Below are 16,171 nucleotides of genomic sequence, written 5' to 3'. Positions count from 1 at the left end.
GTACACATGATAAGTCTTTAATTTTCGTTTCAAATCAAGGTCCTGTCCCGCCTGATTTATGACCTTATCGAGGAACCGCATGGCCGCGTTCAAGACCCGCAGCAATAAGCAGACGCCTTGCGACCTCTGTCCCCTGAGGACGCTGGAGCATTTTCGCGAATTCACGCCGAATGAGCTGGATTTTGTCTGGAATTTCAAGTCGGGCGAGTTGAACGTCGATGCCGGTACGACGATCCTGGCCGAGGGATCGCATAGCGCGCATCTGTTTACGGTTTTGTCCGGCTGGGGGTTTCGCTACAAGACTCTGGATGACGGACGCAGGCAGATCCTCAATTATATGATGCCCGGCGACCTGATCGGGCTTCAGGGGACGCTGATGGGGGAGATGCAGCATTCTGTCGAGGCACTGTCGCCGGTGACCCTGTGCGTCTTCGAACGCGACAAACTCGGCACATTGTTTCGAAACTATCCCGATCTCGCCTATGACCTCACCTGGATCGCAGCACAGGAGGAGCGGATCCTGGATGAAAACCTACTCAGCATAGGGCGTCGTTCGGCGCTCGAAAGGGCTGCCTATCTGCTGGCCTTTTTGTATCAACGGGCAAAGGCCACCAACCTGTTCAAAGGAGAACGGGTTTCGATCCCGATCACCCAGCAGCATGTTGCCGATACGCTGGGATTGTCGATCGTTCACACCAACAAAACCCTGAAAAAGCTTGCCGAGCGAAAACTTATTCGTTGGGCCGACCGGGGGTGCGACATCCTCGATGACCAGGGTCTCATGAAAATTTCCGGATGGGACGGGCACAAGGAGAAGCACCGCCCTTTCATATGACTGCTGGGCACTATCAGCATGTCATTTTTAAATGTCCAGTCCCATTCTTTGTCCTAGATGTCACCTCAGGATTCGCAACGCGCAGAAAGCGCTTGGAGGCAAAAGACGGATGTCGGAAGCGCTTACGGAGATCCCGGTATCGATCAGAAATGTTCTAGTTCTGGAAGACAATTTCATCATCGCGATGGAGGCCGAGGATATATTGCGCTCGCTCGGTGTCCAGCATGTCGAGATCGCAACCAATCTGATCCAGGCGGCAGAGCTTACGAACGCACAATCTTTCGATTTCGCCCTTCTCGACGTCAGTCTCGGCTCTGAAACGAGCTTTGCCTTTGCCGGCGATCTCGTCGAACGCGGCGTGCGCTTCGGCTTTGTCAGCGGCTACGGGGAGGACTCCGTGTTTCCCGCGGCGCTGCGGGATGTACCCCGGATCACCAAGCCGTTCAACGAGGCGAGTTTGATCGGCCTCCTTGCCGGCGCGGAGCAAGCCCGCAGCTGATTGTTAGGGTTCCGCTCTACAGCATGATCACCGTCAGTTCGGTCTTGTCGTATCCGAAATCAAGCGGCGTCGTGCCGGTATGCTCCAGCGCGAGCCAGTCACCAACGTTCAGGATCGCAAGGCCGATGGCGCAATTGCTGTAGGATGATCCGGCGGCGTCGTTGTCGTTGACACTGGCCACGGTTGTCGTGCCGTTGACCTTGACTGAAACAGAAAAGGCGCCGGCGGGATTTGCCTCGACGCCAAGGCACAGCAGATAGGCAGCCGTGAGTGGCACCACCAGCCGGTTTCCGCCGCCGGCAACGGCCGAGCCCAGGGAAAACCCGCCTTGCACCACGCTCAGGGTCGAAAATCCTGTCTGCGCGCCGGAAGCCGGAGTCGAAAGTCCCACGGCCCGTGTTGCACGAACCAGGGGCCGGTACGGCATGCGCACCTGTCCCTGGCTTGCAACGGTGATCGCCGTATTCCAGGCCACGCCGTCCGGACTGACCTTGAGACCGAAACTGTCGGATCCCATAAGGCCAATCTCTGCCCGGCCCGTCCAGTTGCTCTGGAAAAGAACGCTGCCGGTGTCACCGGTGGTCGCCTTGTTGATTTTCAACTGGTGGCCAGCGCCGCTGTGGGTCAGCAGCGTCGCTGCCGAAGAGACGGCGAGCCTGTTGGTGCTGTCGGCGGTCGTGTTGATGCCGAGCGACGGGGGTACGCCGATCGCGTCGTAATTGATCCAGCCGCTGCCGTCATGGATCTTGATCCGGTCTTCTGCCAGAAACCATCCGATCCAGCCCTCGCGTGGCGTGATGAAAATCCAGTCGCCATCCTGGCGGAACGCAAGCTTGCCGGCGGCACCGATCCAGGCGCCGGTCGTTGCGCCGCTCACGGCGTAACAGGTTCCTTCCTGGGGATCGGACGGCGGTGTCCCCAGCGTTGCGGTGACGCTCAGTTGGCACAGCGCATCGAGACGCTGCAGCGCCTCGTTGTGGGTTACATGCTTCTGCGCCTGGGAGGGCAGGATATAAGGCAGGCCCAGATTGACGGTGGCTTCGCTCATCGAAAACTCTCCTCTGTGTCGGGGACGAGTATAGACGAGCATGTGAGGCCGGGGACGAGAAGCAGCCGTCCTGCTTGTTTCCAAACGGGAATCCGGCGCGCTCATGCGCGGGTCGCGCTGTTTCAGGCGTTATCAGGTCTTGCCGCGCGAGACGAAGTAGGGATTTGCAAAATCGACGTCGGAACTCTGGTTGCGCTTGCCGTAGGACAATGGGTTGCCGTCCATGGTCACCGTCTCGCCGCCTGCCGCCCTCAGAACGGCGTCGCCGGCTGCGGTATCCCATTCCATAGTCCGGCTGAGCCGCGGGTAAATATCGGCGAGGCCTTCGGCGAGAAGACAGAATTTGAGCGAGGAGCCGATCTGCTCGTAGTCGGTAATGCCATGCTGGGAGAGATAGGAGATTGTTTCCTGGCTGTTGTGCGAACGGCTGGCCAGTGCGACCAGCCTGTCCCCCCGGCTGCGACAGCCGATAACCGTTGCCGGGCCGATATGTTTCTGGCCGGAGACAACGGCCTTCCTGGCGCTGCTCCGGCTCGCGGCATAGAGAATGCCGAGCGCCGGTGCGTAGACTACGCCAGCGACCGGCTCGCCCTTTTCGATCAGGGCGATATTGACCGTGAAATCATCTTTGCGGCCGACGAATTCCTTGGTGCCATCCAGCGGATCGACCAGAAAGAAGCATCTGCCTTCAATGTCCGGCACAAACCCGGCGGAGACGGCTTCTTCTGCAACCACCGGAATCTCCGGAAAGGCCTCTGCCAGACGTGCCAGAATGATCTTTTCGGCACTTTCGTCGGCATTTGTCACGGGAGAACAGTCCGCCTTGTAGCTGACGTCAGGTCCGGCATGGTAGATGTCGAGGATCGCTTTCCCCGCCGCCACCGCCGCCTCTTCCAGAATGTCGAGCATGCCTCGGTCCTGCATCTTTCCGTCGTTTGCGCAGTTTTGCGTCCAGGGCAGCAATCAAGCCACACCGGACAGCGAAATCTACATCCGCATTCCCCGACGGTCTTTTCAAGGGAGGCCGGTGAAATTTTCTTGGCTGTGCTCATTTGGCATGCCTCTTGAACACCCGTTCGATCTCTTGCCTAGACGAATTCCGCATTTTTATCTGCGGTTTGGGGATAAATGTTTAGGTAATGGCCTGCTTACACGGGACTTACGCCATAGAGGACCCTCTGCAGACATTTGTTTCCGCAGGATTCACCGTTTGATGCCCAAATCGGCGGCGTTCTCTGCCGATATTTTGGTTTCTTGGCTGTTAAAGCGTCAGAATCTCCAAACTGGCAAAGAATCTCCGGAAACCGCCATTTTACGCTTCACTTTTGGTCTGAAAGCATTATGGAATCCCTATCGATGAAAGGGCTCGAAAAGAGCCTTGAAAACAAGAGGTCAGACCTGAAAAGGATCCGACCCGGGGGATATAGATGGAGTATTTTGTCCAGCAGGTCGTCAACGGCCTGACTCTTGGCTCGATCTACGGTTTGATAGCCATCGGCTACACCATGGTCTATGGCATTATCGGCATGGTGAACTTCGCGCATGGCGATATTTTCATGCTGGGCGGTTTTGCCGCGCTGATCGTCTATCTCGTGCTTTTGGGGTTGTTCGGCGGCATTCCGATCGCAATTGCGCTGTTGATCATGATTCTCGTCGCCATGCTGATGACCGGCCTTTGGAACTGGGTTATCGAAAAGATGGCCTATCGTCCCTTGCGCGGCTCGTTCCGTCTCGCGCCGCTGATCACCGCGATCGGCATGTCTATCGCGCTGTCGAATTTCATCCAGGTGACGCAGGGGCCGCGCAACAAGCCAGTGCCGCCGCTGGTGTCGTCGGTGTATGAGATTTTTGGTATTTCCGTGTCGCTCAAGCAGGTCATCATCGTTGTGGTAACCGCGGTGCTGCTGACGATCTTCTGGTACATCGTCAACCACACACCGCTGGGGCGGGCACAACGTGCAACCGAGCAGGACCGCAAGATGGCGGCCCTTCTGGGCGTCGATGTCGACAAGACGATCTCGATCACCTTCGTCATGGGAGCGGCGCTCGCTGCCGTCGCGGGCACGATGTATCTGATGTATTACGGGGTCATCGTGTTTACCGATGGCTTTACGCCGGGCGTCAAGGCGTTTACGGCGGCCGTTCTCGGCGGTATCGGCTCGTTGCCGGGTGCTGTGATCGGCGGGCTGATGATCGGCCTGATCGAATCGCTCTGGTCCGCCTATTTCACCATCGACTATAAGGATGTCGCGACATTCTCGATCCTCGCCATCGTGCTGATTTTCAAGCCGTCCGGTATTCTGGGCCGGCCTGAAGTCGAGAAGGTATAATTCCCATGGCAAATATTTCGCACACCAACGAGAGCGCGGGCGGCAGTCTGATGGCGAAGGCACTGCGCGAGGCCTTTTATGCTGGTCTCGTGTCGCTTGGGCTCTTCGTCCTCTTCGTCGGTCTGAAAACCGACCAGAACATTCTGAACGAGCTCATTCTGGTTCAGCGCTGGGGTCTGCTGGCGATCTTCGTGATCATCGCCATGGTCGGCCGTTTCCTGTCGGTCGCTTTCATCCGTCCCTGGCTCGCCGAGCGCAAGGCAACGAAAGCCGCTGCCCCGGTCAAGGATGCCAGTTTCTTTGTTCGCCATTTCAGCATGATCGCCGTGCTGGCATTGATCGTCTATCCGCCTGTCATGGTGGCGCTGTTCGGTTTCCAGGGCTCCCTGAAATGGGTCGACAATTTCGGCATTCAGATCCTCATCTATGTGATGCTCGCCTGGGGCCTGAATATCGTGGTGGGTCTCGCCGGCCTTCTCGATCTCGGCTATGTCGCCTTCTATGCCGTCGGCGCCTATTCCTACGCCCTGCTGTCATCGCATTTTGGCCTTTCGTTCTGGATTCTCCTGCCGTTGGCCGGCATTTTCGCGGCTCTCTGGGGCATCGTCCTGGGCTTCCCGGTGCTGCGCCTGAAGGGTGACTATCTGGCGATCGTGACGTTGGCTTTCGGCGAAATCATCCGTCTGGTTCTGATCAACTGGACTGCCGTGACAAAGGGGACATTCGGGATCTCCGGCATCGCGAAGGCAAGCGTTTTCGGCATCTGGTCCTTCGACGTCAGCGCCGCGAACAATTTTGCCAAGGTCTTCGGGCTACCGATGTCGTCGTCCTACTACAAGATCTTCCTGTTCTATCTGGCGCTGGCGCTGTGCATGCTGACCGCCTTCGTAACGATCCGCCTGCGCCGCATGCCGATCGGACGCGCTTGGGAAGCGCTTCGCGAGGATGAGATCGCCTGCCGCTCGCTCGGCATCAACACGGTAACGACCAAGCTGACGGCCTTTGCGACAGGCGCCATGTTCGGAGGTTTCGCGGGCTCGTTCTTCGCTGTACGCCAGGGATTCGTGTCGCCGGAAAGCTTCGTGTTTCTGGAGTCCGCGATCATCCTCGCTATCGTGGTTCTCGGCGGCATGGGCTCGCTGGTCGGCATCGCGGTCGCCGCGACCGTCATGATCGGCGGAACAGAACTGCTGCGTGAAATGGAATTCCTGAAGCATATCTTCGGGCCAGATTTCACGCCGGAACTCTACCGTATGCTGATCTTCGGTCTCGCCATGATCATCGTCATGGTCTGGAAGCCCCGCGGCTTTGTCGGTTCGCGCGAACCAACGGCATTCCTGCGCGAACGCAAGAGTGTCTCCGGCAGCTTCACCAAGGAAGGTCACGGTTGATGATGGCCGGAACGAGTACGATGACGAAAGACGCAATTCTCAAAGTCGAGCATCTGTCGATGCGCTTCGGCGGCCTGATGGCCATCAACGACCTGTCGTTCGAAGCCTTTCGCGGTGATATCACAGCGCTGATCGGGCCGAACGGCGCCGGCAAGACCACCGTGTTCAACTGCATCACAGGCTTTTACAAGCCGACGATGGGCATGATCACGATGCGCCAGAAGGCGGGCAAGGAATTTCTGCTCGAGCGCATGTCGGACTTCGAGGTCAACCGCGATGCGAAGGTTGCCCGCACGTTTCAGAATATCCGACTGTTTTCGGGGCTGACCGTGCTTGAAAACCTGCTTGTCGCCCAGCACAACAAGCTGATGCTGGCCTCCGGCTACACCATCCTCGGCCTGCTCGGCTTCCCCGCCTACAAACGCGCTTCGGCCGAATCGATCGAACTGGCGAAATACTGGCTCGACAAGGCCAGTCTCACCGACCGCGCCGACGATCCGGCCGGCGATCTTCCCTACGGGGCCCAGCGGCGTCTGGAAATTGCCCGCGCCATGTGCACCGGGCCTGAGTTTCTTTGCCTGGACGAACCGGCGGCCGGGCTGAACCCACGCGAATCGCTGGCGCTCAACGAGTTGTTGCGCGGCATCCGCAAGGATACGGGAACGTCCGTTCTGCTGATCGAACACGATATGTCCGTGGTCATGGAGATTTCCGACCATGTCGTCGTCTTGGAATACGGCCAGAAGATTTCCGACGGCGATCCGGACCATGTGAAGAACGATCCGAAGGTGATCGCCGCCTATCTCGGGGTCGAAGATGATGAGGTCGAAGAGGTGATCGAAGAGATCGAGCACATCGCACCGGGAGGTACGGTCTGATGAGCGAGACCCTCCTGCATGTGAAAGCTGTCGAGACCTATTACGGCAATATCCGGGCTCTGGCCGGCGTCGATGTCGAGGTCAAGCGTGGCGAGATCGTCAGCATGATCGGCGCCAACGGTGCCGGCAAGTCGACGCTGATGATGACCATTTGCGGCAGCCCGCAGGCCCGGACCGGCGCGGTCGTGTTCGATGGCCAGGACATCACCCGAATGCCGACGCACGAGATTGCCCGGCTGCGGATTGCCCAGTCGCCGGAAGGCCGCCGTATTTTTCCGCGCATGACCGTCTACGAAAATCTGCAGATGGGCGCGAGCCTCGACAATCTGAAGTATTTCGACGAGGACGTGCAGAAGATCTTCACATTGTTCCCGCGGCTTAAGGAGCGGCAGGCGCAGCGTGGCGGCACGCTCTCGGGCGGCGAGCAGCAGATGCTGTCGATCGGCCGCGCCCTGATGGCGCGCCCGAAGCTTCTGTTGCTGGACGAGCCGTCGCTGGGCTTGGCGCCACTCATCGTCAAGAGCATCTTCGCGGCGATCCGCAAGCTTAACGAGGAGGAAGGCCTGACCGTCTTCCTCGTCGAGCAGAATGCCTTTGCGGCACTGAAACTGTCGCATCGCGGCTACGTGATGGTGAACGGCAAGGTGACCATGAGCGGTAGCGGCAAGGAACTGCTCGCCAATCCGGAAGTGCGCGCCGCCTATCTCGAAGGCGGTCATCATTGATGGCATCCTGCCGGCGGCCTTTGTGCCGGCCGGCGGGGCGTCGATTTCGGTACGCAGAAGCGCTTGGCGGTGATCCTGGATCCCCAATGCGTTTTGAAGGGAGACACTGAATGCAAGGCATTCTCTACGAGGAACCGACGGTTCTGCAATTCGCATTCGTGACGGTGCTGATGGGCGGATGGACGGCCTGGCGTACCGGCAAGAGTGCTGCCGAAGGCTGGAGCAGTTACGGCGTGCTGGTGATCTACACGCTGCTTCTTGGCGCCGCGATCCGCTTCATTCACCATGCACTTTTCAACGGCACCATTCTGGGTGTGCAGTTCTATATCGTTGACACGATCGTGCTTTTGTTTTTCGCTACGGCCGGTTATCGTTACTACCGGACGAAGCAGATGACGAACAACTACTACTGGCTCTACGAGAAGGCTTCGCCCTTTTCGTGGCGGTCGAAATAACAAGAGGGAATCCCGTGGCGGTGCAGTTGCGCTGTCCGTGGAGACAAGAATACCGGTGCGATGATAGTGGGTATCGTAAACGGTTAAAGCTGCACCCGCTCAATTTTTTGGGAGTTACAAGATGAAGAAGTCACTTTTGTCGGCTGTCGCGCTGACCGCAATGGTCGCTTTCAGCGGCAATGCATGGGCTGACCTGCTGGTTGGTGTCGCTGGCCCGCTGACGGGACCGAACGCTGCTTTCGGCGCTCAGCTTCAGAAGGGCGCAGAGCAGGCCGCCGCTGACATCAATGCTGCCGGCGGTATCAACGGCGAACAGATCAAGATCGTGCTCGGCGACGACGTTTCCGACCCGAAGCAGGGCGTTTCCGTTGCCAACAAGTTCGTTGCTGACGGCGTGAAGTTTGTTATCGGCCATTTCAACTCCGGCGTTTCGATCCCGGCTTCCGAAGTTTATGCTGAAAACGGCATCCTGCAGATCACGCCTGCTTCCACCAACCCGACCTTCACCGAACGGGGCCTGTGGAACACGTTCCGCACCTGTGGCCGTGACGACCAGCAGGGCGCCGTTGCCGGTGCCTACATCGCTGCAAACTTCAAGGACGCCAAGGTTGCTGTTGTTCACGACAAGACACCTTATGGCCAGGGCCTTGCTGACCTGACCAAGGCTGCCATGAACGAAGCCGGCGTCACCGAAGCCGTCTACGAAGGCATCACGGCTGGCGACAAGGATTTTTCGGCCCTGATCGCCAAGATGAAGGAAGCCGGCGTCTCGCTGGTTTACTACGGCGGCCTGCATACGGAAGCCGGCCTTATCATGCGCCAGATGGCTGACCAGGGCCTGAAGGCCACTGTCATGTCCGGCGACGGCATTGTCTCGAACGAACTCGCTTCGATCGCCGGCGACGCTGTCGATGGCACCCTGATGACCTTTGCTCCGGATCCGCGCAAGAACCCGAACGCCAAGGAACTCGTTGAAAAGTTCCGCGCTGCAGGTTTCGAGCCTGAAGCCTACACGCTCTACTCCTATGCTGCCCTGCAGGTCATCGCGGAAGCCGCAAAGACGACCGGCGGCAACGATCCGCAGGCAGTTGCCGGCAACATCAAGGGCAAGGGCCCGTTCAAGACCGTGATCGGCGAGTTCGGCTATGACGACAAGGGCGACATCACCCGCCCGGACTACGTCATGTACACCTGGAAAAAGGGCGACGACGGCAAGTTCAGCTACTTCGAAAACGCAAAGTAATCGTTTCGGATAGAGCCAGTCGGTTCTCTTGGATCGCGAAAGGCCCGGCATTGCCGGGCCTTTCTGCATTTGAGCGCTATTATATAATTAGGAGAGAAATTCCTATGCGGCATCGCCGGTGCGGCCGGGGTCTTGTTGCTATGTTGCAACGCAGCAAAAATCTGGTGTCGGGCCGGTTGCCGTTTTGTGAAATCGGTAGATACTGCCTAAATATAAGGCAGGCAGTTGAGTCGCTTCGAAAGTGGCGGCCGCTGCCATGGAACGGATGCAGGGCAATCCTGCCGATGTCACGCCCGCACACTGTCGGGTGGTCGCCGGATGCGGGAGAAGCACTCCAGGGATGGGATGGAACTGGTCCCAACTGAGGAGTTGTTCATGCGCTTTCCAACAGTCATCTGCCGCACAGGCAAACACGCCAACCCGATTGCCTCCCGCCTTGCCGCTGAATTGGCGCGCCGCTGGAGACCACTTCTGTTCGCTCTGGCCGGCACAGCCCTGTCCGCAGCGTCCGCTCACGCCCATGATGCTCCATCCGGCTGGAGTTATCCGTTCTCGTGCTGTTCGAACCAGGATTGCCGGCCGGTTGCAACCAAGGCGATCAGCGAGCGTCCACAGGGCTATGTTGTCAACGTCACCGGCGAAGTCGTGCCCTATAGCGACACGCGGGTCCGAACCTCGCCGGACGGAGAGTTCCACTGGTGCTCTCTCGCTGGCGAAGAAAAAAGCCGGACGCTCTGCCTGTTCGTGCCGCCGCGCTCCTTCTGAACCGGGCCGGTCATTGCTCCCGGCGCAGGGCGTTTGCTGCCTTGACCGCCGCGGAGGCCCGGTTTTCCACGCCGAGCTTCACGTAAATCTGTTCCAGGTGCTTGTTCACGGTGCGGGCGCTAAGCCCGAGGATTTCGCCGATGTCCCGGTTGGACTTGCCCTTGGCGATCCAGAGCAGAACCTGCGCCTCGCGCACGGTGAGGGCGAAACTCTGGCGGAGGGTTTCGTCGTCGGAGGTCTGGCTGACGCCGGTCAGGCGGAAGAGATATTCGTCGCTGCCGATGGCGCCGAGAAAGGCCAGTTGCAGGACAGGCTGGCCATTCTGCTGGATGAAAAACGCAGCGTCCTTCCCCGAGCCCTGCTTTTCGCGATCCCCGAGCCATGTGGCGATATGACCGGCCAGCGTATCCAGTCCGTCGTCGCGGCCCGTTGCCGCGTTGACGAGGCGCGTCGCCTGGGGCGTCGACCATTGGATGCCGCCGGTCGAGCGCACGGCAAGGAGATGCCGCCCCGCCGCATCCAGCGCCACGCGGGCACTCTGTGCCGAGCGTGCATTGGCGAGATGCACGCGGATGCGGGCGCGCAGTTCGTCGATGTTGATCGGCTTGGAGAGATAATCGACACCACCGGATTCCAGCGCATGGACAATATGTTCCGTCTCGGTGAGGCCCGTCATGAAGATGACCGGGACCTGCGCAATTCCGGGATTGGCTTTCAGACTGCGGCAGGTGTCGAAGCCGTCCATGCCCGGCATGACCGCGTCCATCAGAATGATATCCGGCGTGATGCGATCGACGATGTTCAGCGCCGCCTGGCCCGATGTCGCGATCAGGACAGAGAATCCCGATTGCTCCAGCGCATCGGTGAGAAAGCCCAGCGTTTCCGGGCTGTCATCCACGATGAGCACGATATCGCGTGGATGCGCTGTTTCACTCACCTGCGGGTCTCCCTTGCCTGTTGATGTTTTGCAGGAAGTTGGCATAGCCGGCAAGGTCGAAAGCCTGGACATAGGTTCTAACCGCCTCAGCGAAGGGCTGGTTTTCCTCGGCTCTTGCGAGATCGGCGAGTTTGGCCTCTATACCGCGGACATAGCCGATTTCACCGAGCCTGATCAGTTCCTCTACATGGTCTGCACCGGGCGATTTCACAATGCCTGCCGGTCGCGCCTTCGGTTGGGAGACCGTATCTCCATAGACCCATTCGAGGGCCAGCTGCACTGCCAGCTTGTCCAGCAACTGGCGGATATCGAAGGGCTTGGCAAGCGTGTCATTGTGGCCTGTTTGGCCGTTGGCAGCGGTCCCGTCGCCGATATTGGCCGAAAGCATGATGATCGGCGCCGTCTGTGCGTGATCGCGCAGTCGGGCGACCAGCTGCCAGCCGTTCATTCCGGGCATGGAGATGTCGATCAGGAACAGATCCGGCTGGATGCCCTCGATCAACGTCAGGCATTCCGTACCGCTGGCTGCCGTCAGCACGACAAAATCGAGAGGCATGAGAACTTCCCGCATGAGATCACGATGATCCTCATTGTCATCCACAGCCACGATGGTTCGGCGCGGACCGGCATAGCCGGCGATCTTGCGCACCGACGGCAGCGTGGCGGTCGGGCGGCTGATGGCCGACAGCATCAGCCGGACGCGGAAGGTTGAGCCTTTGTCACGCTCGCTGTCCACGGCAATGTCGCCGCCGAGCGTCTGGGTGAGAAGCCGGGTGATGGTCAGCCCCAGCCCAAGACCCGGCATCGGCCGGATATGCTCGGCCTCGCCGCGCTGGAAAGGCTCGAAGATGCGTGGCAGGTCGGCCTGCGAAATCCCGCGGCCGGTATCGGAAACGGTGAAGGTGGCGACCTGGCTTCGATAGGCGACATCAAAGCGGACTGTGCCGGCATCGGTGAATTTGATCGCGTTGGACAGCAGGTTGACGAGGATCTGGCGCAGCCGTTTCTCGTCCGTGCGGACATACTGGGGCAGGGCGCTGGCGCGTTCGTGATGGAAAACCAGCCCCTTGGCCTGCGCCTGCGGGCGAAACATGTCCGTAATCTGGTCGAGGAAATCCTGGATATGGATCTCGTTGGAATAGACCTGCAGCCGCCCGGCCTCGATCTTCGATATATCCAGCAGCCCGTCGATCAGGCCGGACAGATGATCGGCGCTGCGCTTGATGACCTTGATCGCGCTTTGCCGCGGGGCGGGAATGGTCTCGTCGCGCTCAAGAATCTGGGCATAGCCGAGAACGGCATTCAGCGGGGTCCGCAATTCGTGGCTGAGGCCGACGACATAACGGCTCTTGGCGCGGTTCGCGGCTTCGGCCGTTTCCTTGGCATATTGCAGGGCCGCATCGGTCTTCTTGTGCGCGGCGATTTCCTTGAGCAGCAGCGTGTTCTGGCGCGAGGATTCCTCTTCCGCGACGAGCCGGCTGTCATGGGCGAGCACATAGAACCAGCAGACGACGCCAGTCACGACCGCAAAGACGAAGAAGACGACACCCACCGTCCGGTTGATGACCGATGCCGTTTCCGGCGATGCCGTGCCGGTCTGGTGCGCTATCATCGCAAGAATAGCGCCGATGCAGGCAATGGAAAGAACCACGGCAATACCGTAACGGCCAAGCCGGGAGGATAGCGTCTCGGTGACCTTCTGGGGCAACAATGTCTTGGCGACCACGGCGACCTGCGCATTGAAGCGCGCATGCGGCTTGCACATGTCGTGACAGCGGCTGTCGAGAGAGCAGCAGAGCGAGCAGATCGGCGCGGAATAGGCCGGGCACCAGGCCATGTCTTCCGGTTCGAACGGATGTTCGCAGATCGAGCAGGTGACGGTCGAGAGCTTCTTCCAGCTCTGGCGCGGCTTGCGGGCGAGATAATATTTGCCTTTCGTGGCGAAGGCGATGGCGGGCGAGGCGATGAAGGCTGTGACCAGCGCGATATAGGGCGCCATGGACGCTGCCATCGCGCCGAGGACGCCGAAATGCGCGGTGAGCGCAACGACGGCAGACAGCGCCATGGAGCCGACGCCGACGGGATTGATATCGTAAAGATGAGCGCGCTTGAACTCGATATTCGGCGGCGCAAGTCCCAGCGGTTTGTTGATGAACAGGTCGGCCGAGATGGTGCAGAGCCACGACATCGCAATGATCGAGAAAATGCCGAGGGTTTCCTCCAGCAGCTTGTAGATGCCGAGTTCCATCAGGAGAAGCGCGATTGCCACGTTGAACATCAGCCAGACGACGCGTCCGGGGTGGCTATGGGTGAGTCGGGAAAAGAAGTTCGACCAGGCGAGCGAACCGGCATAGGCGTTCATCACGTTGATCTTCAACTGCGACACCACGACGAAGGCCGCCATCAGCAGAAGGGCCGCATCGTGCCAGGGGATCATGTAGCCGAAGGCGGTCAGATACATATGCGCCGGGTCGGCGGCGTCCTCGACGGGAACCCCGGCGCTGAGACACAGGACAACGAGAAACGAGCCTGCAAGTAGTTTTGGCGCGCCGACGATCACCCAGCCGGAACCTGCCAGAAAAATCGCGATCCGGTGGTGCAGCTTTTGCTGGCCCTCCGGCGGCAGGAAGCGCAGAAAATCGACCTGTTCACCGATCTGCGCCATCAGCGCCAGAATGACGGCCGAAGCCGCGCCGAATTCCGCAAGGGAAAAGGGTGCCAACGAACCCGGAGCGCCAGCCGGGTTTTCCGACCCGGCAAAGGCCAGCCAGAGGTCGAACTTCTCCCAGTCTGCCAGCGCGATGAAGATGAAGGGCGCGATGTTGAGGATGATCCAGAAGGGCTGCGTGATCAGTTGGAACTTGCTGATCAGCCGCACGCCGTGCGTGACAAGCGGGATCACCATGACCGCGCTGATGATGTAGCCCACCCAGAGCGGAATGCCGAGTGCCAGTTCCAACGCCGCCGACATGATCGAGGCCTCGATGGCAAAGAGCATGAAGGTAAACGATGCGTAGATCAGCGAGGTGATGGTCGAGCCGATATAGCCGAAGCTCGCGCCGCGCGTCAGAAGATCGATATCGACGCCGTGGCGGATGGCGTAGCGGCTGATGGGAATGCCGACGCCAAGCATGACGAGGCTGGCGACCAGTATGGCGATGACGGCGTTCGTCGTGCCATAGGAAAGGGTGATGGCGCCGCCGATCGCCTCCAGCGCCAGGAACGAGATCGCACCGATAGCGGTTTGCGAGATGCGCTGGGAGGAAAATTGCCGGGCGCTCTTGGCCGTAAAACGCAGCGCATAGTCTTCCAGCGTCTGGTTGGCCACCCAACGGTTATATTCGCGCCGGACCGGAATAATGCGCTGGCGTGCTGTCATCGGTTAAGCTGGGTTCCTTGCTGCGGCCTTGAGCGTGTTTCGTCCGCCGTGACTGACAGGTAGCACAGAAGATCCGGCCGCTTAATACGCTGCATTGCACACTTCGCCCCGGCATCTACGTCAATTGACGTATACAGGATTCCTGCACCCCGGCAGATAGTCTGTTTACGAACGGTTAAAGGTCTCCCAAGACGCCGTCGTTAGAGAACTAGAGGGGTTCACAATGAAATTCAAATCTCACGTCATGGGCGCATTTCTGGCCGCGGCACTCGCTGCGACAGCAATGTCCCCTGCAATTGCTCAGGAAGACACGATCAAGGTCGGCGTTCTTCACTCGCTGTCTGGCACCATGGCGATTTCCGAGACGACGCTCAAGGACGCCATGCTGATGCTCATCGAAGAGCAGAACAAGAAGGGCGGCCTTCTCGGCAAGAAACTCGAAGCCGTCGTTGTCGATCCGGCGTCCGACTGGCCGCTGTTTGCCGAAAAGGCCCGCGAGCTGATTTCGGTCAACAAGGTTTCGGCCGTATTCGGTTGCTGGACCTCGTCGTCGCGCAAGTCGGTTCTGCCGGTTTTCGAAGAGCTGAACTCGATTCTGTTCTACCCGGTCCAGTACGAGGGTGAAGAATCCTCGCGCAACATCTTCTACACGGGTGCCGCGCCGAACCAGCAGGCGATCCCGGCCGTCGATTACCTGATGGCCACGGAAGGCGTCGAGCGCTTCGTGCTCGAAGGCACCGACTATGTCTATCCGCGCACGACCAACAAGATCCTTGAAGCCTATCTGATCTCGAAGGGCATCGCGAAGGAAGACATCCTCATCAACTACACGCCGTTCGGCTTCTCCGACTGGCAGACGGAAGTTGCCAAGATCAAGGAATTCGGATCGGCCGGCAAGAAGACCGCCGTCGTTTCGACGATCAACGGCGACGCCAACGTGCCGTTCTACAAGGAACTGGGCAACCAGGGCATCAAGGCAACAGACATTCCCGTCGTCGCCTTCTCGGTCGGTGAAGAAGAGCTGGCCGGTCTCGACACCAAGCCGCTCGTTGGTCATCTGGCTGCCTGGAACTACTTCCAGTCCGTCGATGCGCCCGTCAATGCCGAGTTCATCAAGCAGTGGCAGACGTTCACCAAGAACGACAAGCGCGTGACCAACGACCCGATGGAAGCCGCCTATATCGGCTTTTCCGCCTGGGTCAAGGCTGTCGAAGCTGCCGGGACGACGGATACCGACGTCGTTCTCGACACGATCATCGGCACATCCGTCCCGAACCTTTCGGGCGGCTATTCCACCGTCATGCCGAACCACCACATCACCAAGCCTGTCCTGATCGGAGAGATCCAGGCCGACGGCCAGTTCGAGATCGTTCAGGAAACACCGGCCGTGGTCGGTGACGAATGGTCCGACTATCTGCCGGACTCTAAGGATCTGATCTCCGATTGGCGCAAGCCGATGTCCTGCGGCAACTTCAACGTTGCCACCGGCAAATGCGGTGGCAAAGGCTCCTGATTTTATCAAGGCCAGTATATTAGGAAGCGGCCCCGCCGCTTCCTGCAATATTTGATCACGTCGTTATTCTCATCATCAATCTCCGTCCGGGTTTTCGTCCGGATGGAGACCTCTCCCCGCACGCCAGCGTCTGGCACGTTTTCTGCTTGTCTATGCACGGGGTCCAAGGATTT

14 protein-coding genes are annotated in these 16,171 nt (G+C 59.3%); 10 read left to right on the top strand and 4 right to left on the bottom strand.

Annotated elements, in window-relative coordinates; genetic code table 11:
- Nucleotides 1-79 precede the first annotated feature (79 nt).
- Together PY308_RS15935 and PY308_RS15930 are read left to right on the top strand one after the other, a co-directional pair.
- Nucleotides 80-835 (top strand): Crp/Fnr family transcriptional regulator, encoded by a 756-nt coding sequence (locus tag PY308_RS15935; protein WP_275784399.1) that lies wholly within the window; start codon nt 80-82, stop codon nt 833-835.
- 109 nt (nt 836-944) lie between these two features.
- Nucleotides 945-1,334, top strand: a complete 390-nt coding sequence (locus PY308_RS15930) for a response regulator (protein ID WP_275784396.1) — start codon at nt 945-947, stop codon at nt 1,332-1,334.
- A 16-nt stretch (nt 1,335-1,350) separates the two neighbouring features.
- On the opposite strand, the gene PY308_RS15925 is transcribed toward PY308_RS15930, so the two are convergent.
- Complete coding sequence (locus tag PY308_RS15925; protein WP_275784394.1) at nt 1,351-2,382, bottom strand: DUF2793 domain-containing protein; 1,032 nt, start codon at nt 2,380-2,382, stop codon at nt 1,351-1,353.
- A 132-nt stretch (nt 2,383-2,514) separates the two neighbouring features.
- The gene (gene cysQ, locus PY308_RS15920) at nt 2,515-3,291 is read right to left on the bottom strand and encodes a 3'(2'),5'-bisphosphate nucleotidase CysQ (RefSeq protein WP_275784392.1); all 777 of its coding nucleotides are present in this window, start codon (nt 3,289-3,291) and stop codon (nt 2,515-2,517) included.
- A gap of 518 nt (nt 3,292-3,809) precedes the next feature.
- On the opposite strand from cysQ, the gene PY308_RS15915 reads away from it, so the two are divergent.
- From PY308_RS15915 to PY308_RS15885, 7 genes are all read left to right on the top strand, one after another.
- Nucleotides 3,810-4,712, top strand: a complete 903-nt coding sequence (locus PY308_RS15915; RefSeq protein ID WP_275784390.1) for a branched-chain amino acid ABC transporter permease — start codon at nt 3,810-3,812, stop codon at nt 4,710-4,712.
- Between the two features lie 5 nt (nt 4,713-4,717).
- A complete protein-coding gene (livM, locus tag PY308_RS15910; protein ID WP_275784389.1) occupies nt 4,718-6,103 on the top strand; it encodes a high-affinity branched-chain amino acid ABC transporter permease LivM in 1,386 nt (461 codons plus the stop codon).
- The gene (locus PY308_RS15905) at nt 6,103-6,981 is read left to right on the top strand and encodes an ABC transporter ATP-binding protein (RefSeq protein ID WP_275784385.1); all 879 of its coding nucleotides are present in this window, start codon (nt 6,103-6,105) and stop codon (nt 6,979-6,981) included. Before livM ends, PY308_RS15905 begins: the two co-directional genes overlap by 1 nt.
- Entirely contained in the window at nt 6,981-7,706 is a 726-nt protein-coding gene (locus PY308_RS15900; protein ID WP_275784381.1) for an ABC transporter ATP-binding protein, read from the top strand. Before PY308_RS15905 ends, PY308_RS15900 begins: the two co-directional genes overlap by 1 nt.
- A gap of 110 nt (nt 7,707-7,816) precedes the next feature.
- The gene (locus PY308_RS15895; protein ID WP_275784379.1) at nt 7,817-8,161 is read left to right on the top strand and encodes a DUF6867 family protein; all 345 of its coding nucleotides are present in this window, start codon (nt 7,817-7,819) and stop codon (nt 8,159-8,161) included.
- Nucleotides 8,162-8,282: 121 nt separating this feature from the next.
- Nucleotides 8,283-9,404, top strand: coding sequence for a branched-chain amino acid ABC transporter substrate-binding protein (locus PY308_RS15890; RefSeq protein ID WP_275784377.1), 1,122 nt, complete (start codon nt 8,283-8,285; stop codon nt 9,402-9,404).
- Nucleotides 9,405-9,779: 375 nt separating this feature from the next.
- The gene (locus PY308_RS15885; protein ID WP_434064159.1) at nt 9,780-10,169 is read left to right on the top strand and encodes a hypothetical protein; all 390 of its coding nucleotides are present in this window, start codon (nt 9,780-9,782) and stop codon (nt 10,167-10,169) included.
- A 10-nt stretch (nt 10,170-10,179) separates the two neighbouring features.
- On the opposite strand, the gene PY308_RS15880 is transcribed toward PY308_RS15885, so the two are convergent.
- The gene (locus PY308_RS15880) at nt 10,180-11,106 is read right to left on the bottom strand and encodes a response regulator transcription factor (protein ID WP_275784375.1); all 927 of its coding nucleotides are present in this window, start codon (nt 11,104-11,106) and stop codon (nt 10,180-10,182) included.
- On the bottom strand, nt 11,099-14,485 hold the full coding sequence (locus PY308_RS15875) for a hybrid sensor histidine kinase/response regulator (protein ID WP_275784373.1): 3,387 nt from the start codon (nt 14,483-14,485) through the stop codon (nt 11,099-11,101). Before PY308_RS15875 ends, PY308_RS15880 begins: the two co-directional genes overlap by 8 nt.
- A 223-nt stretch (nt 14,486-14,708) precedes the next feature.
- Between PY308_RS15875 and urtA the strand changes: the two genes are divergently transcribed.
- On the top strand, nt 14,709-15,998 hold the full coding sequence (urtA, locus tag PY308_RS15870; RefSeq protein ID WP_275784369.1) for an urea ABC transporter substrate-binding protein: 1,290 nt from the start codon (nt 14,709-14,711) through the stop codon (nt 15,996-15,998).
- Nucleotides 15,999-16,171: the final 173 nt, after the last annotated feature.

Origin of the sequence: Pararhizobium gei, from assembly GCF_029223885.1 — a bacterium.
Classification (GTDB): Bacteria; Pseudomonadota; Alphaproteobacteria; order Rhizobiales; family Rhizobiaceae; genus Pararhizobium; species Pararhizobium gei.
Note: the sequence above shows the minus strand (reverse complement) of the source record. Positions and strands in the feature narration are given on the sequence as shown.